Genomic DNA, 23,233 nt, shown 5'->3' with positions numbered 1-23,233 from the left:
ACTGTTCTCCCCTTTGATGAAAGGGCCGCGACCCCGCCGTTAACGTTTGGCGGGCTGGAACACGGCCTTGAGCGAAATAAGGCCGCTTTTTCGCCCGAAATCAACAGCCAAAAAATTTCTTCTTCGGGGGAATAACGGAAGATTTTTTCCAAAATTGTTCATTCGCTTAACATGCGAAGCTCAGTACTTGAAAATTCATGCAAAATACAACCGCGATCACCAAGTCACATCAAAAGACACGAAGAACCGAAAAAGAAAATTTCCGAAAAAACACGCGCACCAACACACTTTGGAATAGTCATACAAATTCAAAGTCTAATGCACACGGACAACCTCACGAGGAAGACCTTGACCATTTGATCAAAAAACATAACCAGGAGGGAAATTCGCCCAAAAGCACCAATCCCGGCTAAGTTAATCATTTCAGCTGGCAGGCTCGCTGAAAGAGTGCGCGAGGCGTGTTATCCAGTGCCAGCCAATGGCGCCCGCAGAGTAATCCGCAAAAATGACAGTATCATAATGCGTGGACCGGCCCTGAAACAGCGTTCCACGGCCGGAAGTTCCCAACTGGCCGTGGAATAGGGTCAGAAGGTCTCGCGCCCGAAGCTCTACTTCCCATCCTCGTGGGGTGTAGCAGAAGCCACCTCCTGCTGCGGCGCTGGCAGGGATCCCGGCGCCACGTGATAGGTCACCTGCGGGAACGGAATCTCGATCCCCTCCTCGTCAAAGACGATCTTGAGCTGCTCGTTATAGGCTCGGCCGGTAGCCCATTGCGCACCGGGGAAGGTCTTGATGCGCGCACGCACGGTGATGGCGGAATCACCGAAGGCAGTTACGCCATGCATATCCAGATCGCCGATGATACTGCCGCCAGCCGGCGAGCTCTTGAGCCTGTCAAACGCCAGATGCATCGCCGCCTTGGCCTTGGCGATATCGGTGTTGTAGGCCACCCCGATCTCCGCGACGTGGAAAGAGAAATCGCGCATGAAGTTCGACACCATATCGACCGACGAGAACGGGATGATATGCGTGGTGCCATTCACATCGCGCATGCGTACGGAGCGCACGGTGAGCCGTTCCACAGATCCCGTGATCCCGGCGACGGTGACCACATCGCCCTCATTGATCGCATTCTCGATCTGAATGAAGGCACCGGTGATGATGTCCTTCACCAAAGTCTGCGCACCGAAGGAGACGGCAAGACCCAGAACACCGGCACCAGCGATCAGCGGACCGATATCCACACCCAGCTCAGAGAGCGCCAGCAGGCCCGCCATAACGATCACAATCACGGTGAAAGCGTTGCGGAAAAGCTGGAACAAGGTCCGTTCACGCGCCGAAATGATGGAGTCGTTGCGGCCTTTGAGGCGCAGGTCCGTCCAGGACATGACCGCCAGCCAGATCCCGAAGCAGATGAGCACGATCACCAGGGCGGAAGTCAGACGGCCAATCAGGCCGCCGCCAGATCCCTCAAAGAGCCAGCCGGTCACATCCAGAACCGACCAGACCTGAAGCAGGATAGCACCAGCCAGCAGGCCAACCACCACCCGCAGCACCTGCAGCACATGAGGAATGAACCGGTTCACCCGGCCCTCCAGCTCGGGCAGTGTTTCCTTAACGTCCTGCGGCAGGCGGATGCCGCCAGAAATGGCCCTTGTCATCATCAGCGAAAGAAGCATGGCACCAAGCACCGTCAGCATGGTCAGGCCAGTGCCTGTCACCACCACACGGGTTGCCTCGAACGGACGGGTGATCCAGATGCCAAACACCACGAGGATGTAAAGCAGGGCCAGCGGCGCCCAGACACGCGAGAGTGCCAGCAAGGCATGGCGCCCGATCTCGCCTTCCAGCGAATGGGCATAGGCTGCCATGGAGGTTTTGACATCATTGCGGTTGATCAGGACGATGATGGCCGCAATTGCCGTTGCCAGCAAAACGACCAGAACCCGCAAGGCATTGCCCACCGCGATCGAAATCGTCAGGTTAGCCACAGGCACCGCAAGCATCACGCCATAACCGATAAAGGACACAACAAAGCCGAGACGGCTCGACCAGTAACGCGCATGCGCCGTCGACACGGGCAGCAGCCGCAGCTTGTCGCGCGCAGGTGAGAAGGTGATGCGAACTGCGAGACGCGCAAGCCCGGTGATGACAAAGGCATTGAGGGCCAGTGTCTCAAACAGAGAGAGACCGCTCTGCAACGGCCCCAGCCGGATCAGCGCAGCCGCATAACCGGCCATAGTGCCCAACAGAAGTGCAATCACGTCGGCGAAGGCAAGAAGCAACAGCAGACCTGCGCGCCAGAGCCAGCCACGCTGTCCTGCGCGCTTCTCAAGCCTGTCCGCGACCGGACGGCCCATCAGGCGCAGCAGCCAGTAGACGGCAAAAGCGAAGCCGAAAACGACAAGCAACTCAAGGGCGGTATGGCGGATACGATCCCACTTGACCGTCACCTCTCCTGTTGCAAGCAGCTGAAATCCGCGCAGGGAGATCGTCATCCGCTCGGCAACCCTGAGAAAGTCGTCGACCATATATTTGGTGTAGGCGCCAACTCTCACAGCAAATGTGTCATCCTGCGGCTCAGACTCGGCCGCTGCGGCGTTGGAGGTGGAGCCATTTGCTGCACCGGACGCACCCGTGCCGGCCTGTTCCGCCTGACCCAGCCCTTCCAGAAGCCCGATCAGCGCCGCCCGCCCAGCGGGATCCTGCAGCACCTTGACCAGTGCATCGCGGGCCTCCGCCATGGATTGCCGTTCACCGGCAGCAGTTGTCACGGCTGCGGCACCGGCCTGTTGCGCGCCTTGAGAGGGCTCCTGCGCTGCGGGCTGAGATGCGGGGGCGGACTGGACTGAGTGGATGTTTGCGCCGGGTTGCCAGCGTCGGAAGCTGGCCGGGATTGCAGCACAGGCTGGTCCTGCTGAGCGGCAGGCACACTCTGTGGCGCGCCATTTTGTGCAGCTGCGGGCGTGAGCGCCCCTGCAATCAACAAAAAGGCCAGAATGGGACCGCGGATGCGGCCAAGCGAAGCAGTGAGTCGGGCAATCGTGGATTTCATGCGGTAAGTCATAGCAAACAATGCGGCAATATCCAGACTGGCAACACGGCAGAGGCGGCTGGCGGAGCTTTTTGATGAGGCCAAGGGATACGGCCGCTCCAGTTGCAACGATACACCGGTCCGGGACGGTGATGATCGACAACGCAGGTCACTAACTCTTTGCTAACAGTAAGAACACTAGATTGCAGTCCGGAAACAGACGGAAAAATCATGGCCCAAGAGCTGATCAGTCTAGCCATGAACCCTTCTTCAGACGCTCGAAGCGAGCTGATGCAGAAGCTGGCAGACATCTTTCTGCTTCGTGCAGAACAAAATTCCGTCGAGGAACTGCTGCTTTTCGATGAAGTGATCCAGCGCCTGCTTGACAGCAGCCCTCTGGACGAAAGGGTGCGGTTCGCGGAAAAGATTGCTCCCTTCGCAGGAACCCCCGCGGGCCTTGCGGTCCGGCTGGCGCAAGACGAAGTTCAGGTTGCCCGGCCCGTTCTGGAACATTCTCCGGCCCTGGGCCCTCAGGAACTGGCTGCTCTCGCGGAGTATCTTGGAGAAGATCACCTTGAGTGGATGACCCACCGGGCAGATCTTCCAGTCGCAGTCTCCGACACTCTTGTCCGCCGCGGTCAGATGCGGGTCCGGCGCCGCCTGGCAGGCAACCGCCGCATCAGGCTCTCCGAAGAGGCATTGGCGACACTTGCCCGCGCGGCCCAGGAAGACTCCTTCCTGCGGGAAGAGATGACGCTGCGCTCCGATCTGACTCCCCGTATCTGCCGGACCCTGATGCCCTTCGTCGACGCGGTAACCCAGGAGCGCCTCAAGGAACTGGCAGCGGGCAGACTGACAGCCGAAGACCTAGAGGGCATTGCCCGCCGGCGCAAGATCCGCCGCAAGCTGGGAACGCTGCTGGACACGTCCAACACCAGCCAGCTATGGCGGGCGATCACCCTCGGATCCGCGGCGCTGGACGATGTCCTTCTGCTTATGCTTGAAGATGACCGGCTGACCAATGCCGCAGATCTCATGGCTTTGGCCTGTAACACACACAAGGCACATGTGCGCTCCGCCGTGTTCAGCATCGAGGGGAAAGGCTGCTCCACTTTGCCCGCCTCGCCGGGCTCTCGGTCCCGAGCTTTGCCCAACTGGTCCGGGCGCGCAGCAAACACATGCACATCCAGGCCGAACATGCCGACGCCCTGATTGAACGCTTTGCAAGCGAAACAGAGAGCGAACTGGAACGCAAGCGGGCGCGCAGCGACTTTGCCGCACACCGTCAGCGCCGCCCCCTGTCCAGCTCTCCGTCATAATACAGAGCAGCCCTGAAGCCTGGGGCTGAAACGGCACGAGGCCCGCGCATCCACGCGAGCCCCGTGTCCGTTCTGAAAATTCCGATCAGCGGGCGCGTGCGCGTCCTGCGACTTCATCCAGCTGATCCTGCTCTGCCTGCTCCTGCGCTTCCCGTTCCCGCTGATGATCGCGCTCTTCGAGCTGCTCGAATTTCTTCAGCTCTTCAATTGCTTCACTCAGCTCGTCACGGGCCTTTTCCAGCTGGTCATCCAGCTCATGCGCGGAGTTGCGCAGATTGTCACGCCGCGTTGCCGCAGCCTTGGCAAAGGTCGGATAAGCAAAATGCGTGACGTCGGTGATGCCGACACGCTCCTGCTCGGTCCGGATCTGATCGTCGAGTTCATCCGCCATGCGGTGGAATTCGGCGATCATCGATTCAATCTGAGTTACCTGGCGGCGCTTTTCGTCCACCTGGAACCGCTTCAGACGAATGAGGCTTTCTCGGGACTTCATTACTCGGTACTCCCCTTACAAGGCGCACTCTAACCCGGAGTCATTTCCAAAAGGTTGGCAAGCTCCATGTAGCCCTCATCCAGAGGCGTCGCCTCGCCCTTGCCCTGTGTCAGAAATGTCTCAAGCGCATCATGACGCGAAATAGCTTCGTCCACCAAGGGGTCCGATCCGCGCCGGTAGGCACCAAGGCGAATGAGTTCCTCCATGTCCGCAAAGGTTGCCATCAGGGCCTTGGCCTTGCGCAGGATTGGCAGATAATCCTGAGGAACGCAGCGCGGCATGGTTCGTGAAACGGACTTTAGCACATTGATCGCCGGATACCGCCCTCTTTCGGCAATCGAGCGTTCCATCACCACGTGCCCATCCAGAATGCCGCGCACGGCGTCCGCAACGGGTTCATTGTGATTGTCACCTTCCACCAGAACCGTGAACAGTCCGGTGATGGAACCGCTGCCGGCCTTGCCCGGGCCGGCACGCTCCAGCAGGCGTGGCAATTCGGTGAAGACAGTCGGCGTGTAGCCTTTGGAGGTGGGCGGCTCGCCAATGGACAGTCCGATCTCGCGCTGCGCCATGGCAAAGCGGGTGATCGAATCCATCATGCAGAGCACCTTCTTGCCCTCGTCACGAAAATATTCCGCAACCGTCATCGCCAGATAGGCCGCCTGGCGGCGCATGAGCACACTTTCATCCGACGTGGCAACGACCACGACCGAGCGGGCCAGGCCCTCCTCGCCCAGGTCATCCTCGATAAACTCCTGCACTTCGCGCCCGCGCTCTCCGATGAGGCCGATCACCGACACATCACAGTCCGTATTGCGCGCCAGCATGGACATGAGCACCGACTTGCCGACGCCGGAACCTGCAAAGATGCCGATACGCTGGCCTTCGCAGCAGGTGACAAAGGTATTGAGTGCCCTCACCCCCAGATCCAGCGGCGGACCGACGCGGGCCCGGTCAGCGGCCGGAGGTGGCGCAGTGCGAAGACGTTTTGCCGCATCGCCCCCAGGCAGCGGCCCCTTGCCGTCGATTGGCTCTCCCATCGCGTTGATGACACGTCCCAGCCAGCTGGCAGCCGGGTGCACGACGCTGTCGCGCGAGGCGAGAAGGGCACGGCATCCCATGCGCACGCCCTCAAGGCCAGAGAACGGCATGCACAGTGCGTGGCCGGACCGGAATCCAACCACCTCGGCAAAGACCGGCGGAATGCCATCGCCGATGTCGATGGCCAGCCGCGCGCCAACGCTCATTTCGTGAATGGGACCGGCAATTTCGACAAGGAGACCCTGCACCGCCACAACCCGGCCCCATATCTGAGCGGGCATCAACGATTCAATCTCGGCAAAAAGTGCCTTCACACCAAACTTCCTCTCGATCCGTGGCCCGCTGGTAACCGAACGTTTACATCTCTGCTTAATGTTAATGAACGAAGCGTTGAGAGGCGAGAGCCATTTCAGGGCGTGATGGTAAGGTCAAAAGAGTCCAACTGGAATCAGCTAGCCTGATTTCCTGATGTGAAACGTTAACGCATTTGAAAGCCCAAACTGCACGGGCTCTCATATGTCTGTGCGCTTTTTCACAGTTTTGGACTATTGGTGCTTGCTGCGGGGAATCAGAATTTGTTAACCATAATTCACGAAGTGAGTCGGGGTTGACATCAGTCCTACGTAGCGCACGCACCGGCTGAACTGTTGCGATATGCCCAGAACAGGCAGCACAAGGGGATTGACATGCGTGTATTGTTGATTGAGGACGATAGCGCGACTGCGCAGAGCATCGAATTGATGCTGAAGTCCGAGAATTTCAACGTCTACACGACAGATCTTGGCGAGGAAGGCATCGACCTCGGCAAGCTGTACGACTACGACATCATCATGCTGGATCTTAACCTGCCCGACATGTCAGGTTACGAAGTCCTGCGGACACTGCGCGTTTCCAAGGTGAAGACGCCGATCCTGATCCTCTCCGGTCTTGCCGGCATTGAGGACAAGGTGCGCGGCCTTGGGTTTGGCGCTGACGACTACATGACCAAGCCGTTCCACAAGGACGAGCTGGTTGCCCGTATCCACGCTATTGTCCGCCGCTCGAAGGGTCACGCCCAGTCTGTGATTGTTACCGGCGACCTGCGCGTCAACCTCGACACCAAGACGGTGGAAGTCGCTGGCCAGCGCGTCCACCTGACCGGCAAGGAGTACCAGATGCTGGAACTCCTGTCCCTGCGCAAGGGCACGACCCTGACCAAGGAAATGTTCCTGAACCACCTCTACGGCGGTATGGACGAGCCGGAACTGAAGATCATCGACGTGTTCATCTGCAAGCTGCGCAAGAAGCTCGCCTCGGCCACGTCCGGCAAGAACTACATCGAAACGGTCTGGGGCCGCGGCTATGTGCTGCGCGAGCCCGACATGGAAGTGGCTGCCTGATACAGCCTCCCCGCGTCATCCGCTTCAGAAAAACCTCCGTCCGCAAGGCCGGGGGTTTTTCTTTGTCCTGTCAGCAGTCTTGCAATTTGCAAAAACCCACGCCCAGCTTCCCGGGCGTGGGCTTAACGGCATTTCACTGCATTTTGTTTACAGGTTCAGCTGATAGGCGGCCGGAACGTAGCGGAAGCCATCTCCATTGGCCTCGACAAAGCCAACAGTGGGGAACGGCATGTGATAGCCGGCGAAGGCCACCCGGTCGGCGGCAATCATGCCCAGCACCTTGCGGCGCGTGGCTGCGGCAGCGGCCTTGTCCATGTCGAACCGCACTTCCCAGTCCGGATGGGCCAGAGACCACACAAAGTGGTTGGTCATGTCGGCGGTCAGCACAAGGCGGCGGCCTTCCGACTCCAGATTGTAGATCATGTGGCCTGGCGTGTGCCCGGCGGCGGACATGCCGGTGATACCGGAAACCACGGAGCCACCGTCACCGATGAAGGTCATCTTTTCGGCAAAAGGCTTGATGTGGGTTTGCATCAGCTTGGCCACGCCATTGCCGGCCGGGTCCTGCGCCGCCCAGAAATCATACTCGGCCTGACCGGTCACATAGGCCGCATTCGGGAAAGCCGGATTGCCGCCCTCCAGCATGCCACCGATATGGTCCGGGTGCATGTGGGTCAGCACCACGATATCCACCTGCTCGGGCGTGTAGCCGGCTGCCTGAAGCGCAGCACGCATGTTGCCCCGGTCCGGGCGCCCGCCCTCGCCTACGCCCGTATCAAACAGCACCAGCTTGTCCCCGGTATTAACCAGAACAGGCGTGAAGGAATTACGGAACTTGTCCACGGGCAGGAAGTTGGCCTCAGAGACCTTGTTGAACTCCTCCGCAGGCACATTCATGCCGAAGGTCTTTTGCGGTTCCTCGTTGACGACAGCACCATCCAGAAGGGCAGTCACCTCGAAGGCGCCAACCTTGAAGCGGGAGGCGGAGGGAAGTGTAGCTATTTGCATCGGTGCGGCCGCCTGTGCCTGAAGTGGCGCAAGCCCGAGGCCAAAGCCTGCCGCTCCCGCAGCCGTCAACCCTGCTGCGCCCCCGGCCAGAACATGGCGCCGGCTGAGTGAAACTGGCTGATCCGTCATCCTGTGTCTCCCTGTGGTCAGTCATCCGGAACCTGAGACAGAATGCCTCAGGCATCTGGAGCGAAGGTGGAGCGCAGGCGCAGAAGATCAAGCAATTGGGCTCATTCTGACATGATCGTGAAGTGCATACGAAAATGGCCGCCCCACACGGGAGCGGCCATTTTCGTATTGGTTGGATGAAGCAGCTTACTTCAGTCCGAAGGAAGACGTGACACCCGCCGTTGCAAAGCGCGAAACCGGTTTGGCAGCAGCCGCCTGCTTGAGCTGGTAAAGGCCACGCTGGCCCGGAACCGGCTGGAAGGCATCGGTCAGACCCACCACGGTCTCAGCCGCGCCGAGCACCAGATATCCGTCATTCGGCATCATCTTGGCGATGCGGTGAAGGATGTCCACCTTGGTCTGCTGGTCAAAATAGATCAGCACGTTCCGGCAGAACACGATGTCGAACTCACCGAGGTGGTTGAAGTTCTCCAGAAGGTTCAGCTTGCGCCACTCGATCATGGCGCGCAGGTCCGGGTTGATCTGCCACAGATCACCCTGCTGCGAGAAGTACTTCAGCAGCATCTGGATCGGCAGGCCGCGCTGCACCTCGAACTGGCTGTAGATGCCGGTCTTGGCCTTCTCCAGCACTTCCGAGGACAGGTCGGTGCCGAGAATGCGGAAGCGCCAGCCCGCAACCTTGGCGGCATTCTCCTTCAGGCAGATGCCCAGAGAATAAGGCTCCTGACCGGTGGAGGCGGCGGCACACCAGATGCGCACGCTCCGGCTGCTTACGCGGCTCTGCAACATCGCAGGCAGCATGATGTTGGTGAAGTGGTCGAACGGCGTCTTGTCGCGGAAGAAGAACGACTCATTGGTCGTCATCGCTTCGACAACGGCATTTGCCAGCATGGCGTTTCCGCCGCGCTGCAGCGAGCCGACAAGCGCGGACAGACCGTCAATGCCATTCTTGCGCGCCACCGGCACCAGACGGCTCTCGACCAGATACTGCTTGTCATCAGACAAGACCAGACCGGACCGCTCTTTTAGGAAGCGCTTGAGGAATTCATATTCGGCCGGTGTCATCGGATAGTCCCCTTCAACACGCGCACTATTTTGGGTCCAATTTCCATGAGCGGCAGAATGTCGCTGCACAGGCCCGTATTGGCAGCTGCCCCAGGCATGCCCCAGACAACGCTGGAAGCCTCGTCCTGAGTAATGATGCTGCCTCCGCCGGCTGAAATGGTCTTCACGCCATTTGCACCGTCTGAGCCCATGCCCGTCAGGATGAGCGCCAGCGTTGCAGAGCCATAGGCCTTGGAAACGCTGTCAAACATCGGATCGACGGCAGGTTTGCAGAAATTCACCGGAGGATCGTCCGTCAGACGGATCTTCACCGCTGCACCGTCCTTTTCCAGGATCATGTGCTTGCCGCCGGGTGCAACGTAGATATGACCAGGCTGCAGCACATCCCCCGTCTGCCCTTCCTTGGACGGACGCATCGCAGCCTTGCCGATGTGCTCGGCCAGGATCGCGGTGAAGGTAGGCGGCATATGCTGGGTCACGACCACGGGAATGTCGCCAATCACCGGGCCAATATCGCGCATGACCTGCTGAAGCGCCTGGGGGCCGCCAGTCGAGCTGCCGATCGCCAGAATCCGGGGCCGGGCCGAGGAGTAAGGCTTGGTCTGCAAGCCCTGTTTCGGCGCTTCGGCACGGGCTGCCAACGCCGGACGGGTTGCCAGAGAGCCCACGGGCGCCTGAGAAGCCGTCCGCCCAGCCGCCGTTTCCGCACGCATGACGCGAGCACGGCTGTTGATGCGGCGGGCACGCTCCCCGAGAGCCTTGACCTTGTCCAGAAGCTCCCGGCGGAAATCGACCGAAGTGGTCAGTTCCGAGGTGCTTTCCGGTTTCGGCACGTAGTCCGCAGCGCCCAGCGACAGCGCCTTCAACGAAATTTCTGCGTTGCGGCGTGTCAGCGTCGAAGCCATGACCACGACGAGATCACGTTTCTTGGCCAGCATGAGCGGCAGCGCCGTCAGACCGTCCATTTCCGGCATTTCAATATCAAGCACAACAACATCGGGGTTGCTGCGCAGAATATCATCAACAGCCAGCTTGCCGTTACGGTGGGAGGCGACAACGGCAAGTGCCGGGTCAGCGTCCAGCCAACGGCCGAGAAGTCCACGGATCACGACCGCATCATCAACCACCATCACACGGATGGGGTCGGTGTTGGGCGTCGATCCCGTGGTAAGATTTGTCTGTGCAAATGCCATCCTGGCTGCCCTGTGAAAGGGTTAGATCAGACCGACTTCCTGGAACTTCGCCTCGACGATTTCCCGGTCGAAGGGTTTCATGATGTACTCGTTCGCACCGGCTCGGATGGCACGGGCAATATGCGCTACATCGTTTTCCGTCGTGCAGAAGACCACAACGGGCTTGTCGCCGCCGGGCTCGCGGCGGAGGCTGGTCAGAAACTCAAGGCCGTCCATGACCGGCATGTTCCAGTCGAGCAGGATGGCATCAGGCATCTGGTTGCGGCAGGCGTCGAGCGCCTGCTGCCCATCCTCGGCTTCCGTGATCTCGAAATGGAGGTCCTCAAGAATCCGGCGTGCAACCTTTCGGATCACGCTGGAATCATCCACTACAAGACACTGTTTCATCTGCCTGTTCTCCATAGTACCCGGGTTCTGAGCATCCATGGCCTTAAGCGGCCATGGGCTCATTCATCATCGCCCCGAGCAGGCGTTCTACATCAAGGATCACCATCAGCTGACCATCCAGGCGGTGTACACCGCCGGAGATTTCCGACCAGCGCTTGTCGAGGTTCTGCGGGTTCGGTTCGGCCGTCTTGGCAGACAGCGTCAGCACTTCACCAACCGTATCAATCACAAGCCCGTAGGATTCGTGCTTGTACTCGATGCCGACAGCCATCATCTGGCCGTCCTGGCGGGGCGGCAGATGCAGGCGGCGGCGCATGTCGATGGCGGTGACGATGCGGCCGCGCAGGTTCAGCACGCCAGCCACTTCCGGAGCGGAAAGCGGCACGCGGGTGACGCTCTCCGGCACGAAAACGTCGTGCACCTGGGAGATCGGCAGACCGAACAGCTGGCCACCGATCACCACGGTGACGTACTGGATCATGTCGCTGCCGGAACCGGCGAGATTGTGATCAATGGCACTCATGCTGCCACTCCCATTTCACCAGAGAACACATCCTTGAGGGCTGCAATCAGGCCCGGACGGTCGAACTTCGCCACATAGTCATCGAACCCTGCCTGACGGCCGCGCTCGATGGACGCCGGAGTGACCATTGCCGAGAGGGCCAGGATCGGGATCTTGCGGTAGCGCGGATCACGGCGCAGGGCTTCGCAGAACTCAAAGCCGTTGACACGCGGCATTTCGATGTCGCTGACGATGGCCTGGAACTCGGCACCGCTCTCCAGCAGTTCGAACGCTTCGTCCGGACCGATGCAGGTGGTGACGTCGTAACCGGCGGCCTTCAGCACTGGCGTCAGCATGTTGCGGAAGAAGGCCGAGTCGTCGACGAAAAGGATCTTCTTCGTCAGCGAGCGGATATCCATCTCCTTGCGCATGAACCAGTCCTCGAAGGCCTGCGGCAGGTAGTAGCCAAGGTCGAGGATTTCGGTTGCACGGTCCTTGATAACTGCCGACCCCAGGATGCCCGGACGCTCCGAGCCGACCTCGATGTTCAGGCGGTCTTCAACGATGTCCACGATCTCGTCGACGACGAGGCCCATGGAGCGGCCACTGTCGGAGAACACCAGCATCGGCTGGGTGCCTTCCGTCTTGTGGTGATCGCCTTCGTTGACGTAGACGAGCGGCATGAGTGCACCGCGGTACTGCACCAGATCGCGGCCGTTGGAGCGCTCGATCTTGGAGACCTCGAACTCTTCAAGACGCGTAACCAGCGACAGCGGCACGGCCTTCGGCTCGGGGGCCCCGGCGCGGAACAGCAGCAGCGAGATCGGCTTCTGGCCTTCGCCGATGCGGTTGCGGGCATCTTCCTGCTCTTCGTTCTGCTCGGCAACCGCGCTGGAAGCGTGGCTGGCCATGGCAGAAGCGATGCCGTTCGGATCAATGATCATGATGACCGAGCCGTCACCCAGAATGGTGTTGCCGGAGAACATGTTGAGGTTGCGCAGCATCGAGGACATGGGCTTGACCACGATTTCCTCGGTGTGGAAGACGCCGTCCACCACAACGCCGAAGGTCTGGCTGCCAACCTGCATGACGACGATGAAGCCATTGTCTTCGTCGATCGCCTTTTCGGCATTCTCGCCTTCGTAGATGCCCAGCAGCTGCGACAGATGCAGCAGCGGCAGCAGCTTGTTGCGCAGGCGCAGAACCGGCGTGTCCTTGATCCGCTCGATGCGGTGTTCGGAGTTGGTCTGCACGCGGACCAGTTCGACCACCGAAAGCTGCGGGATCGCGAAACGGTCACCGCTGGCCTCGACGATAAGGGTCGAGACGATGGCGAGCGTCAGCGGGATCTTGATGATGAAGCTTGAGCCCTTGCCCGGCGTGGAGCGAAGGTCAACCGTACCACCGATCAGCTCGATGTTGTTGCGCACCACGTCCATGCCCACACCGCGTCCGGAGACGCTGGTGACGGCAGCAGCGGTGGAGAAGCCAGCCGCAAAGATGAAGCGATGAATCTGCGCATCGGTCATCTTGTCGAGTTCAGCTTCGGTCGCAAGACCGCGCTCAACGGCCTTGGCCTTGATCTTGTCGACGTCGAGGCCCTTACCGTCGTCCTTGACCTCGATGATGATGTGGCCGCCTTCATGGTAAGCGGACAGGGTGATTACGCCCTTGTCCGGCTTGCCAGCTGCACGGCGGGCCGCAGGCATTTCGAGACCATGGTCGGCGGAGTTGCGGACCATGTGGGTCAGCGGATCCTTGATCATTTCAAGGACCTGACGGTCAAGTTCCGTCTCGGCGCCGATCATCTCCAGTTCGATCGGCTTTTCCAGTTCCTGGCTCAGGTCGCGCACAATGCGCGGCAGCTTCTGCCAGGCGTTGCCGATCGGCTGCATGCGGGTCTTCATGACGCCTTCCTGCAGCTCGGCCGTCACGTTGGACAGACGCTGCAGAGGCACCTTGAACTCGCTGTCTTCGTGACGGCGCACGATTTCCAGGAGCTGGTTACGGGTCAGCACCAGCTCGGACACCATCGTCATCAGGTGTTCAAGCGTCTCAACCGCAACACGGATGGACTGGTTGGACACGCCACCACCGGCGGCAGCAGCCTTCTTGTCGGCCTTGTCCTCGCCGTCCTCATCACGGGCTGCAGGTGCACGCGGAGCTTTGGCGGGCTTTGCTTCAGCGGCAGCAGGTGCGGCAGCGGCAGGAGCCTTCGGCGCAGGTGCAGGCTCGGCTTCGGCAGTCTCGAGCTCGACCTCGATCTCGGTCTCTGTCTCGCGGAAAGCACGCTCCAGCTCATCAAGCGACACTTCACCAGGGCGCAGAGGCCGCTCGAGGATCTGCAGCGGCATATCTTCGGCAGCCGTTTCCGGCTCCGGTTCCGGCGCAGCAGCGGCAGGCGTCTGCGCGCTCATCGACATGCGCTCCAGTTCGGAGATCAGGTCGCTGTCATCCCCTGCGGCTCTTCCCCTTCTGCAGCCTCCAGATCGGCCAGGATCTCCTTGATCCGGTCGATCGAGCTGAGAATGAGCGACACCGCTTCAGGTGTTACCGGCACACCGTCACGGAACTTGCCCATGAGGGTTTCGGCAGCATGTGCAATACCTTCAAGACGCGGCAGTCCGAGGAAGCCGCATGTACCCTTGATGGTGTGTACCAGCCGGAAGATGTTATCCAGGATGGTCGCGTTGTTTGGCTCTTGCTCGAACTTGACGAGCTCAACGTCCACAACATCGAGACTCTCACTGGTCTCGGTCAGAAATTCCCTGAGGAGGTCGTCCATGGCCTGCACTCACCCGACTAGTTACTGGTTCCGCGCCCCCGAAGGAACGGCTGGACCGGGATGTCCATGTCGTGAGGTTGGCCCTAAACAGTTAAGATAGACTGAAGCGGATTCAGCTTCTTTCCGGCGACTTCTATGCCTGAGTTGCGGTAAGCCTTACACCATCGTCGTCTTTGACAATATCAATCTTCATGCCACATTCACGTGCCAGCAAAACAGTATAGATCGGCTGGACAGAATGAGCATCGATGCGCTCGGGCTCTTCACCCGACAAAGTCGCCTGCATACCCAGAGGAATCCGCGGATTTACGCCCTTTGCAGTCAGTTCGAAAGATGGGCTGGCGGGCTGACCGGTCATCGAAACGGTGATCTCACCGCCGCGAGGTACGCACTGATTTGCAATCAGAAGCAAGTTTAGCAAAAGCTTAACCAAGTTCTTCGGCATCAGCTGCCGGTCGACCTGCCAGTTAAGATTTGACTTCTCGTTCTCCATAAGCGCGCCTGCCACGGACTGGGCATCGCCCAGATCGATCTCGGCGCCAGCTGAACCAGCCGCACCAAAGGCAAGGCGGGCAAACTGCAGCTTTGCGGAGGCCTGACGCGCACTCTTGCGGATCAGCTCCATGGCAAACTCGCGCATGTCGCCGGAGCCGTCCTCGTCCAGCACTTCCAGCCCGTTGATGATCGCCCCCACCGGCGAGATGATGTCATGGCAAATACGGCTGGACACCAGGGCGGAAAGGTCGAGGGAGGTGAGATCTTTCATTTCGGACATGGACGGACAAAGCTCCAGATCTGGCCAGCTGCAGACATGATTCGAGAAAATGTACCAAAGCGTTACACAGGCGGGCAGCCCCTGCCAAGGGAATGCAGCCCTTTCAGGGCCGCAAACAGCCAGTTTTAAGGGCATTTGCCGCCGCCGCTTCGACGGAGGTCTCGCGCGAGGTCAGGAACAGGTAGCGGTTTACCGCCGTGTGAAAGAAATAAAGCCGGTTCTCAAGCACCGCAAAAATGGCCGGATTGCCTGCGGTCGCATAGCCTTCCACCAATGCATAGGCGCCGCAGGCACCATACTGCGGGGCGTAGACTTCCGGATCGCGCTCAAAGGCAGCCTTGTTGCCCTCATTGACAAACAGCCATCGCACGCCGCGCCAGGACAATTCGATCCGCCGGTCCCCAAGCCGCGGATATCCGTCGACGAAGAATGCAACGGGATCGTGGCCGCCGATGGCATAGGCAGTCACAGGATCAGCCAGATAGAACTCCGGACGCGCTGACGCTCCGCACGCACTGGCGGCAACGAAAACCGCCGCGATGGCGAATTGCTTGGCTGGAAGCCATAACCTTGTCAGATTCAAGGTAAATTCTGACATTGATTCGGGTCCTGCTGCCATGATTCGAGCGCTCAGTCTTCATACTACGAAATGTCTGTTCCGTTCCAACCGGGACGCGCACCGGGTGAGACTAAAGCGAAATCAGTGACGGCGGCACGGACAATAAAGCTGGAACTGCAAAGGTGATTGCGCGTTTGTCCGGCATACCCTCTGGCCTCCCGCCTTCCCGTGCCGTGTGCGGCGCAAGCGTCAGGTCAGGCTTTGAAGAGAGAATGGCTTCAGCCGCATGGCTGTGAATTTCAGTTTGGAGAAACACCAAGATGGCAGACAACAAGGCTTCCGGAACCAGCTCCAGCGAAGGCCGCCCGGTCAGCCGGCGCACGTTGATGGGCTTCATGCTCGGCTCGGTCGCGAGTGCTGCCCTCATGGGCCGTTCAGGGACCGCTTTGGCGCAGGGCTCTCCTCCGGGCGGCAGCTATAACCAGCAGGAAATTCTGGACGCTGGCCATCGTTTCTTCGGAGAGATCTCCGGCGGCCTTGCCTCGGTCATCGAGAAGGCGGTCGGCCAGTATGGCGAGCCGAACGGCTACATTCTGGGTGAGGAAGGTTCAGGCGCGATCGTTGCCGGCGCCCGTTATGGCGAGGGCGACCTCTACACCCGGAACGCTGGCACTCACAAGATCTTCTGGCAGGGCCCGTCGATCGGGTGGGACTTCGGCGGCGACGGCGCCCGCGTCATGATGCTGATCTACAATCTGCCGGTCGTCGAGGAGATCTACCACCGTTATGTCGGCGTCAATGGTTCGGCCTATCTCGTCGGCGGCTTCGGCATGACGGTGCTCGCCTACAACAACATTTATGTCGTGCCCGTAAGGGCCGGGGTCGGCGCCCGCCTCGGCGTCAACATGGGCTACCTCAAATTCACCCAGCGCCCGACCTGGAATCCGTTCTGATCTGCGGAGATTATCTGAACGGCAGCTTTTAAGGGCAGGCCTCTTGGCCTGCCCTTTGTGCTGCGGTATTGATGAAGGCGTCTGGCGGCAGCACAGACTTCAGAACCAGCGAGACGGCGTGTGATCGAAGCGGCAATGTACGGACTTCTGGGGTTCCTGGCAGCCAGTCTGCTGGGCCTTGCTGTTCTATCTGCTGTGTGGAAGCGCGCCGTGCGCCTGACACGCGAAGCCGTGCTGGCCACCACGCCAACGAGTTACCGCGAGATCATGGCCGCGCGTGACACGCTGCGCGCCGAGCATGCGGTGGAATTGCGCCGCCTGGGGCGTGAGCTTTCAAAGCTCAAGGAAGAGAACACGCGGCTTCGTGCCGATGCAGGACGCGCACTTCCTGCCCAGTTGGAACTGGAGCGCGAGCATCAAGCTCAGCTGCGCCAGGACAAGGCGCTGGAAGAGCAGCTTGAAGCCGAACGCCGTGATTCAGCGCGCCTGAAAGACGCCCTATCCGAGCTGGGTGCCCGCTATTCCGCGCTCCTGGAAAAGACCTTCGAGGCCGAAGCGCCCGAGCTCACCGGCTCGGCAGACACGGCAGCGCTGGCCAACATCACCGCGCTCGAGGCGCAAATCGCAACGTTGAAGCGCCAGCTGGAAGACTTCCGGGGTGGCGCGCTCGCCAGCCAGATGGAGCCGGGCAGCAACACCAATGCGCTGCGCAAGACGATCGCCCAGCTTGAAGCCCGGCTTCTCGACAAGGAGACGGACCTGATCGCTGCACAGGCTGACATTGCGCGCCTGAGCCTGCATCTGGACATGGCTGGTGCGGAACCCGAAACGCTGATGACACGGCTCGACACGGAACTTCAGGCAGCTGCGGCGGAGAAGGCCAAACTGGCGGCGCGGACCGCAGCACAGGAGCGGGCACTTACCCGCGTGCGCAGCGAGAACCTGAGGCTGCGCAACGAACTGGCGTCCAGCACGACCATACAGGATCTTCGCAGCGAGCTTAAATCCATCACCAAGGCCATGACGGGTGGCGCTGCCACTCCCGGCGCGCTCCCTGCAGGGCAGCCCGCCGCTGCACAGCAGACGGCAAAGCCGCGCAAGAAGGCCAACGCAGCATCTGCCCAGTCAACACAGCTCAGCCCCGCGCAACTTGCCAGCAAGATCGTGCGCGCCAGTGCAGCGGCCGCCAGCCAGCAGCAGGCGGCACAAGCAGCCGCCGCCACGGCTGCAACGCCGCCAGCAGCCCCCGCAGACCCGAAAACCAAGGTCGTCGCCTAAGCTGGCGCCATAAGCTGCGTCCAGGGCGCGCCGCAAGAACCGCAGGACCGGCCTGCTGCATTCAGAACTGAAAAGCTCTCCACCCTGACGAATACACAAATGCCACCAGCCAGCACAGAGCGCTGTGGTGTTCCTGTTTCATCATGTGCGATAGAAAATTGGTACTCCCAAGGGGAATCGAACCCCTGTTTCCGCCGTGAGAGGGCGGCGTCCTGACCGCTAGACGATGGGAGCGCCAGCAGCAATCTTGCTGCGAGGCCGCTCATATAGGCTCAACAGCCGAGCCATGCAAGGGCAAAGTTCTGACAAGCCGGGGAAAAACACCTTCCCCGGCTTCAGAAGCGGCGGGATCACTCCGCCAGAAGCTTCGTGCGGCCCAAAATTTCGCCGGATGAGGCGTCCAGATGCACAAGCTGTGACGCGCCTTCCTGCCGCACCAGCAGGATGAGACGCCCGTCCGCCCCTTGAGAAAGACCAAGCACTTCGGCCCCTGCCCCCAGTTTCACCGTCTCCGGCAGGGCAACGCCGCTGTTTTCCTTGCCCACGGAATTGACCTTGTAGACGATTACTGCGAAGAGAGCGGCAAATCCGGCGAACATGATCAGCGTGGAGCCCGCCATGAGGCGGCGCAGGCGCGTCTGAACCCGCAGCACGGCGGGGTCCAGAGGAGCTTCCTCCTCATGTGTGCTGGTCTCCACATCCCGGTCTTTGAAGGCGGAATTGGTCATGAACGATACTTCTCCTCAGGCGCCGCAGGGGCAGGATGGGGCATCCGGCTTTATCGCTTCTGAAGAAGACGCAGGCAAGCGCCTCGATGCCGTCATGGCCGCAAGGCTGGAAGGCCTCAGCCGCAACCGGGTGCAGGCCCTTATCAAGGGCGGCGAGGTGCAGGTCAACGGCAAGACCGTCGAAGAGCCCAAGCACAAGGTGCATGAAGGCGACCGGCTGAGCCTGACCATGCCAGAGCCGGAGGACCCGGAGCCGCAGGGCGAGGACATCCCGCTCGACATCGTCTACGAGGATGATGCCCTCATCGTCATCGACAAGCCGGCCGGCCTCGTCGTCCATCCGGGCGCGGGCAACTGGACCGGTACGCTGGTCAACGCGCTGATTGCCCATTGCGGCGACAGTCTGTCCGGCATTGGCGGGGTCAAGCGCCCTGGCATCGTCCACCGGCTCGACAAGGACACATCGGGTCTTCTGGTTGTCGCCAAGACCGATATTGCCCATCAAGGTCTGTCGGAGCAGTTTGCCGACCATGGCCGCACCGGCCCGTTGGAGCGGGCCTATCTGGCACTGGTCTGGGGCGGTCCGGGTGCCTTGCGCGGCACCATAGAGGCCAATCTTGCCCGCTCGGAAAGCAACCGGCAGAAGATGACCGTGGTGCGCAAGGGCGGCCGTGAAGCCATCACCCACTGGCAGGTGATCGAGCGTTTCGGCCCGGTTGACCAGCCGCCACTGGCCTCGCTGATGGAATGCCGTCTGGAGACCGGACGCACCCACCAGATCCGCGTCCACATGGCGCATATCGGCCTGCCTCTGATCGGCGATCAGGTGTATGGCGCAGGTTTCAAGACCAAGGCCAACCCCTTGCCCGAGCCATTGCGCAGTGCTGTTGTTGAGTTTCCCCGCCAGGCGCTGCATGCGGGAGTTCTCGCTTTCGAGCATCCGGTCAATGGCGAAACGCTGTATTTTGAAAGCGAGATGCCCGAGGATTTCGCTGCCCTTCTCGAAGCATTACGAAAATTTTAGGTTCCAGCCCCTTTACGGTCCTGTTTTCGGCAAGATCTTACTTATATCTTGAAACTGACGGTGATCCGGGAACGGATGCCGAAGTGAAGCGTTTGCCCTGAGTGGCTGCACACACGGTGCTGCCAGACGTCCGGTAGGGGAACGCAGAAGGTTTTAGGAAAGGGGGCGCATTTCATGGCCCAGAACATTCCAGTGCTGACGGCAGGCGAAGGCGGCTTGAGCCGCTATCTCGACGAAATCCGCCGTTTCCCCATGCTTGAACCGCAGGAAGAATACATGCTCGCCAAGCGCTACCGCGAGCATGAAGACCCTGCTGCCGCCGAAAGGCTCGTGACGTCGCACCTGCGCCTCGTCGCCAAGATTGCCATGGGCTACCGTGGCTATGGCCTGCCGCTGGGCGAAGTGGTTTCGGAAGGCAACGTTGGCCTGATGCAGGCCGTCAAGCGCTTTGAGCCCGAGAAAGGCTTCCGCCTCGCCACCTATGCCATGTGGTGGATCAAGGCCGCGATCCAAGAATACATCCTGCGGTCCTGGTCGCTTGTAAAAATGGGCACGACCGCCAATCAGAAGCGCCTATTCTTCAACCTGCGCCGCCTCAAGGGCCGCATTCAGGCGCTGGAAGAAGGTGATCTGAAGCCGGATCAGGTGCAGGCCATCGCCACAAAGCTCGGCGTGCCGGAAGAAGACGTGATCTCCATGAACCGCCGCCTTGCTGGCGACGCTTCGCTGAATGCGCCGATCCGGGCTGCCGAGGCTGATTCCGGTGAGTGGCAAGACTGGCTGGTGGACGAAAGCGAAAGCCAGGAGACGATCCTCGCCGACCAGGAAGAACTGGACATGCGCCGCAAGCTGCTGGGCAACGCCATGTCGGTGCTCAATGACCGTGAGCGCCGCATCTTCGAAGCCCGCCGCCTGTCGGAAGATCCGATGACGCTGGAAGACCTCTCCACCGAATTCGGTGTCAGCCGCGAACGCGTGCGCCAGATCGAGGTGCGCGCCTTCGAGAAGGTGCAGAAAGCCGTGCAGCAGAGCGCGAAGGAAATGGAAACGGCGGCTCTGGCCTGAGCCATTTCCAGCATCAATGGCATTTGATGAAACGGGACGCGCACTTGCGTCCCGTTTTTTGCTTTTCTAACGTGGCAGACTGCGGCCGGACGTGCCGCTGAGGGCGGAGGCTGCATAAGCGTGGGGTTTGGGCACTTTATGGGCAAGCGGGCGCGGGTTGCGCTCGTCGCGCTGGCGGCATTGGCCGGCCTTGCGGGCATTCGCGCCATTGATCCGCCATTTCTGCAGGCGGTGCGTGAGCTCAGCTTTGATTATTACCAGCGGCTCGCACCGCGCGGTTACCAGGATAGCCCGGTGCGGGTGGTGGATATCGACGATGCATCTCTGGCGCTCTACGGTCAGTGGCCATGGCCACGGGACAGGATGGCGGAGATCGTCAACACCCTCAACAGCATGGGCGCCGCCGCCATCGCCTTCGACGTGATCTTTGCCGAAGCCGACAGATCGTCACCGCGCCAGCTGGCACTCAGTCTGCCAGAAAGCTCCATCGCCGCCTCGCCCGATCTGAAGGCCGCGCTGAAATCGTTGCCGGATACGGATGAGCTGTTTGCGCAAGCTCTTGCAGACGCCCCTTCCATCCTGGGCTTCGCAATTCTGCCTTCGGCCACACCGCAGCAGCCGCAACTGAAGGCCGGCATGGCCCACGTGGGCCCCTCCCCCGCCGGTCTCCTCACGCCCTATACCTCGGCTCTTGGCGCCATTCTCCCTCTGCAGGACGCTGCCAGTGGTATCGGCAGCGTGTCGCTGAGTGCCGGCGATACAGGGGCATCGTCCGCCGCATCCCGCTGCTGGTGACGGATGGGACAAACGTATTTCCCAGTCTGACGGTGGAGGCCCTTCGCGTGGCGCAAGGGGCAACCGGCTTGATCACGCGGGCCGATGAAACCAGAGGAGGCGGCACCCTCAACGGGATCAGGGTCGGCAGCTTCTCCGTTCCAGTGACGGAAACCGGTGAGTTCTGGGTTTATTACGACTGGAACCGGCCCGAGCGCTACGTCTCCGTCGCCGACCTACTCGACCCGCAGAAACGGTCCAAGGTGCAGCCGCTGATCGACGGCCAGATCATCTTTATCGGCACCTCTGCAGCTGGCCTGTTCGATATCCGCTCGACGCCCCTTGGCGAACAGGTGCCGGGTGTCTCGATCCACGCGCAGGCCGCAGAGCAGATCATCTCCGGCAACTTTCTCGCCCGGCCTGACTGGGCGGAGGGCGCGGAAATCATCGCCGTTCTGCTCGCTGGTCTCGTCCTTGTGGCGCTCCTGCCTCTGACTGGCGGGCTCATCACCGGCGCGGCAGCCGTTTGCCTGACGGTTCTGATGTTCGGCGGCTCTCTTCTGCTTTTCGTGCAGAAGGGCCTTCTGATCGACGGGCTCTATCCCTCAATCACCGCCTTCGTCGTCTTCGCCATCGGTACGGCCATGCTCTATGTCATGACGGACCGGGAAAAACGCTTCGTGCGTCAGGCCTTCAGCCAGTATCTTTCGCCGGATCTTGTCAGCCAGCTGGAGCAGCAGCCGGATCAGCTGGTTCTGGGCGGAGAATTGAGGCCCATGACCATCCTCTTCATGGATGTGCGCGGCTTCACCCCCATTTCCGAACAGCTGACGCCGACCGAACTCGTGCATTTCCTCAATACACTGCTGTCCCCCTCAGCGATGCCATCCAGGCCCATGGCGGCACCATCGACAAGTACATCGGCGACAGCATCATGGCTTTCTGGAATGCGCCGGTCCGGGTGGAAAACCATGCGGCGCTGGCCTGCGCGGCCAGCCTGAAGATGCTGGACGTGGTGGACCAGCTGAATGCGGAAGATGCCTTCGGCTTCAAGGCGCGCAATTTCAAGACACAGACCGTGCAGATCGGCATTGGCCTGAACACCGGCGAGGCCTGCGTCGGCAACATGGGCTCATCCCGCCGCTTCAACTACTCGGTGATTGGAGACGCGGTGAACGTGGCAAGCCGGATCGAATCCAGCTGCAAGAGCGTTGGTGCCGATCTCGTTGTCTCGGAAGACACCCGTACGCAGGTGCCCGGTCTTGCCTATCTGGAGGCAGGTGCCATTCCACTCAAGGGCAAGTCCCGGCCCGTCAAGCTCTTCGCGCTGATCGGCGATGAGGAGCTGCGGCGCAGCGAGGCCTTCCGGACACTCGAGCTGCATCACATGAAGCTGATGGATGCCCTCGACAACCGCAAACCGGAAGCCGCTGCGGCCGCCCTTGCCGCCTGCCGCGACGCCGCCCCGCCGGAACTCACCGCCTTCTACGACCGGTTCGCCGAAAAGGCGGAAAAGCTCGACACAGAAGCGGCCTGAGCTGCGGGAAGGTTTGGCGGGTGCAAACAAACTTAAGCGTCCCGAACACCTCTCCATCGTCATCCCGGACGCGCACCGCTCGATCCGGGACCGGTGAGCCAGGGCCTGCAGGCTCTGGCTCTCGGGCGCAACCAACTTTCGCCCCGGCTCTCCGGTCCCGGCTCAAGGCCGGGATGACGACGGATAGATAGCCGTTTTCTTGGCT

At 60.7% G+C, this 23,233-nt stretch carries 20 protein-coding genes, 1 tRNA gene and 1 pseudogene; 9 read left to right on the top strand and 13 right to left on the bottom strand.

All coding sequences use genetic code 11. The features are described from left to right. Positions 1-608 precede the first annotated feature (608 nt). The gene (locus ACQB61_RS01370) at positions 609-2,774 is read right to left on the bottom strand and encodes a mechanosensitive ion channel domain-containing protein (RefSeq protein WP_430511175.1); all 2,166 of its coding nucleotides are present in this window, start codon (positions 2,772-2,774) and stop codon (positions 609-611) included. 491 nt (positions 2,775-3,265) lie between these two features. Here ACQB61_RS01370 and ACQB61_RS01365 point away from each other — a divergent pair, with 491 nt between their 5' ends. Then, positions 3,266-4,246, top strand: a complete 981-nt coding sequence (locus ACQB61_RS01365) for a DUF2336 domain-containing protein (protein ID WP_430511174.1) — start codon at positions 3,266-3,268, stop codon at positions 4,244-4,246. 192 nt (positions 4,247-4,438) lie between these two features. On the opposite strand, the gene fliJ is transcribed toward ACQB61_RS01365, so the two are convergent. After that, a complete protein-coding gene (gene fliJ, locus ACQB61_RS01360; RefSeq protein ID WP_430511173.1) occupies positions 4,439-4,846 on the bottom strand; it encodes a flagellar export protein FliJ in 408 nt (135 codons plus the stop codon). Positions 4,847-4,875: 29 nt separating this feature from the next. Further along, the gene (fliI, locus tag ACQB61_RS01355) at positions 4,876-6,201 is read right to left on the bottom strand and encodes a flagellar protein export ATPase FliI (RefSeq protein WP_430511172.1); all 1,326 of its coding nucleotides are present in this window, start codon (positions 6,199-6,201) and stop codon (positions 4,876-4,878) included. Positions 6,202-6,573: 372 nt separating this feature from the next. Here fliI and ctrA point away from each other — a divergent pair, with 372 nt between their 5' ends. Further along, positions 6,574-7,266 (top strand): response regulator transcription factor CtrA, encoded by a 693-nt coding sequence (gene ctrA, locus ACQB61_RS01350; RefSeq protein WP_019965068.1) that lies wholly within the window; start codon positions 6,574-6,576, stop codon positions 7,264-7,266. Between the two features lie 147 nt (positions 7,267-7,413). Here ctrA and ACQB61_RS01345 read toward each other — a convergent pair whose 3' ends face one another. From ACQB61_RS01345 to ACQB61_RS01310, 8 genes and pseudogenes are all read right to left on the bottom strand, one after another. After that, complete coding sequence (locus ACQB61_RS01345) at positions 7,414-8,403, bottom strand: MBL fold metallo-hydrolase (protein WP_430511171.1); 990 nt, start codon at positions 8,401-8,403, stop codon at positions 7,414-7,416. A 186-nt stretch (positions 8,404-8,589) separates the two neighbouring features. Continuing rightward, positions 8,590-9,468, bottom strand: coding sequence for a CheR family methyltransferase (locus ACQB61_RS01340; protein WP_430511170.1), 879 nt, complete (start codon positions 9,466-9,468; stop codon positions 8,590-8,592). After that, on the bottom strand, positions 9,465-10,661 hold the full coding sequence (locus tag ACQB61_RS01335) for a protein-glutamate methylesterase/protein-glutamine glutaminase (RefSeq protein WP_430511169.1): 1,197 nt from the start codon (positions 10,659-10,661) through the stop codon (positions 9,465-9,467). Before ACQB61_RS01335 ends, ACQB61_RS01340 begins: the two co-directional genes overlap by 4 nt. A 21-nt stretch (positions 10,662-10,682) precedes the next feature. Continuing rightward, complete coding sequence (locus ACQB61_RS01330; RefSeq protein WP_026355815.1) at positions 10,683-11,048, bottom strand: response regulator; 366 nt, start codon at positions 11,046-11,048, stop codon at positions 10,683-10,685. A gap of 43 nt (positions 11,049-11,091) precedes the next feature. Next, positions 11,092-11,571, bottom strand: coding sequence for a chemotaxis protein CheW (locus ACQB61_RS01325; RefSeq protein WP_019965073.1), 480 nt, complete (start codon positions 11,569-11,571; stop codon positions 11,092-11,094). Further along, positions 11,568-14,335: pseudogene (locus ACQB61_RS01320) on the bottom strand (chemotaxis protein CheW). Before ACQB61_RS01320 ends, ACQB61_RS01325 begins: the two are co-directional and overlap by 4 nt. Before the next feature lie 133 nt (positions 14,336-14,468). Continuing rightward, a complete protein-coding gene (gene chpT / locus ACQB61_RS01315; protein WP_430511168.1) occupies positions 14,469-15,110 on the bottom strand; it encodes a histidine phosphotransferase ChpT in 642 nt (213 codons plus the stop codon). A 103-nt stretch (positions 15,111-15,213) separates the two neighbouring features. Further along, complete coding sequence (locus ACQB61_RS01310; protein ID WP_430511167.1) at positions 15,214-15,708, bottom strand: YHS domain-containing (seleno)protein; 495 nt, start codon at positions 15,706-15,708, stop codon at positions 15,214-15,216. 281 nt (positions 15,709-15,989) lie between these two features. Between ACQB61_RS01310 and ACQB61_RS01305 the strand changes: the two genes are divergently transcribed. Then, positions 15,990-16,622: a DUF1134 domain-containing protein gene (locus tag ACQB61_RS01305; protein WP_430511166.1), complete on the top strand. Its 633-nt coding sequence runs from the start codon at positions 15,990-15,992 to the stop codon at positions 16,620-16,622. A gap of 120 nt (positions 16,623-16,742) precedes the next feature. Next, positions 16,743-17,900: a hypothetical protein gene (locus tag ACQB61_RS01300; protein WP_430511165.1), complete on the top strand. Its 1,158-nt coding sequence runs from the start codon at positions 16,743-16,745 to the stop codon at positions 17,898-17,900. A 159-nt stretch (positions 17,901-18,059) separates the two neighbouring features. Here the strand turns inward: ACQB61_RS01300 and ACQB61_RS01295 are convergent. Next, positions 18,060-18,134 (bottom strand) — tRNA-Glu (locus ACQB61_RS01295). A gap of 116 nt (positions 18,135-18,250) precedes the next feature. After that, positions 18,251-18,628, bottom strand: a complete 378-nt coding sequence (locus ACQB61_RS01290) for a DUF6476 family protein (protein WP_430511164.1) — start codon at positions 18,626-18,628, stop codon at positions 18,251-18,253. Here ACQB61_RS01290 and ACQB61_RS01285 point away from each other — a divergent pair. The 5 genes from ACQB61_RS01285 (at position 18,627) to ACQB61_RS01265 (ending at position 23,028) form a co-directional block, all read left to right on the top strand. Next, entirely contained in the window at positions 18,627-19,652 is a 1,026-nt protein-coding gene (locus ACQB61_RS01285) for an RluA family pseudouridine synthase (RefSeq protein WP_430511163.1), read from the top strand. The two genes, ACQB61_RS01290 and ACQB61_RS01285, sit on opposite strands and share 2 nt — an antisense overlap. 174 nt (positions 19,653-19,826) lie before the next feature. Then, a complete protein-coding gene (gene rpoH, locus ACQB61_RS01280) occupies positions 19,827-20,717 on the top strand; it encodes an RNA polymerase sigma factor RpoH (protein ID WP_430511162.1) in 891 nt (296 codons plus the stop codon). 120 nt (positions 20,718-20,837) lie between these two features. Continuing rightward, entirely contained in the window at positions 20,838-21,512 is a 675-nt protein-coding gene (locus tag ACQB61_RS01275) for a CHASE2 domain-containing protein (protein ID WP_430511161.1), read from the top strand. Continuing rightward, complete coding sequence (locus ACQB61_RS01270) at positions 21,509-22,492, top strand: CHASE2 domain-containing protein (RefSeq protein WP_430511160.1); 984 nt, start codon at positions 21,509-21,511, stop codon at positions 22,490-22,492. Before ACQB61_RS01275 ends, ACQB61_RS01270 begins: the two co-directional genes overlap by 4 nt. Then, positions 22,426-23,028, top strand: a complete 603-nt coding sequence (locus tag ACQB61_RS01265) for an adenylate/guanylate cyclase domain-containing protein (RefSeq protein ID WP_430511159.1) — start codon at positions 22,426-22,428, stop codon at positions 23,026-23,028. Before ACQB61_RS01270 ends, ACQB61_RS01265 begins: the two co-directional genes overlap by 67 nt. Positions 23,029-23,233: the final 205 nt, after the last annotated feature.

Source organism: Pannonibacter phragmitetus, from assembly GCF_050510895.1.
Taxonomy (GTDB): domain Bacteria; phylum Pseudomonadota; class Alphaproteobacteria; order Rhizobiales; family Stappiaceae; genus Pannonibacter; species Pannonibacter phragmitetus_B.
Note: the sequence above shows the minus strand (reverse complement) of the source record. Positions and strands in the feature narration are given on the sequence as shown.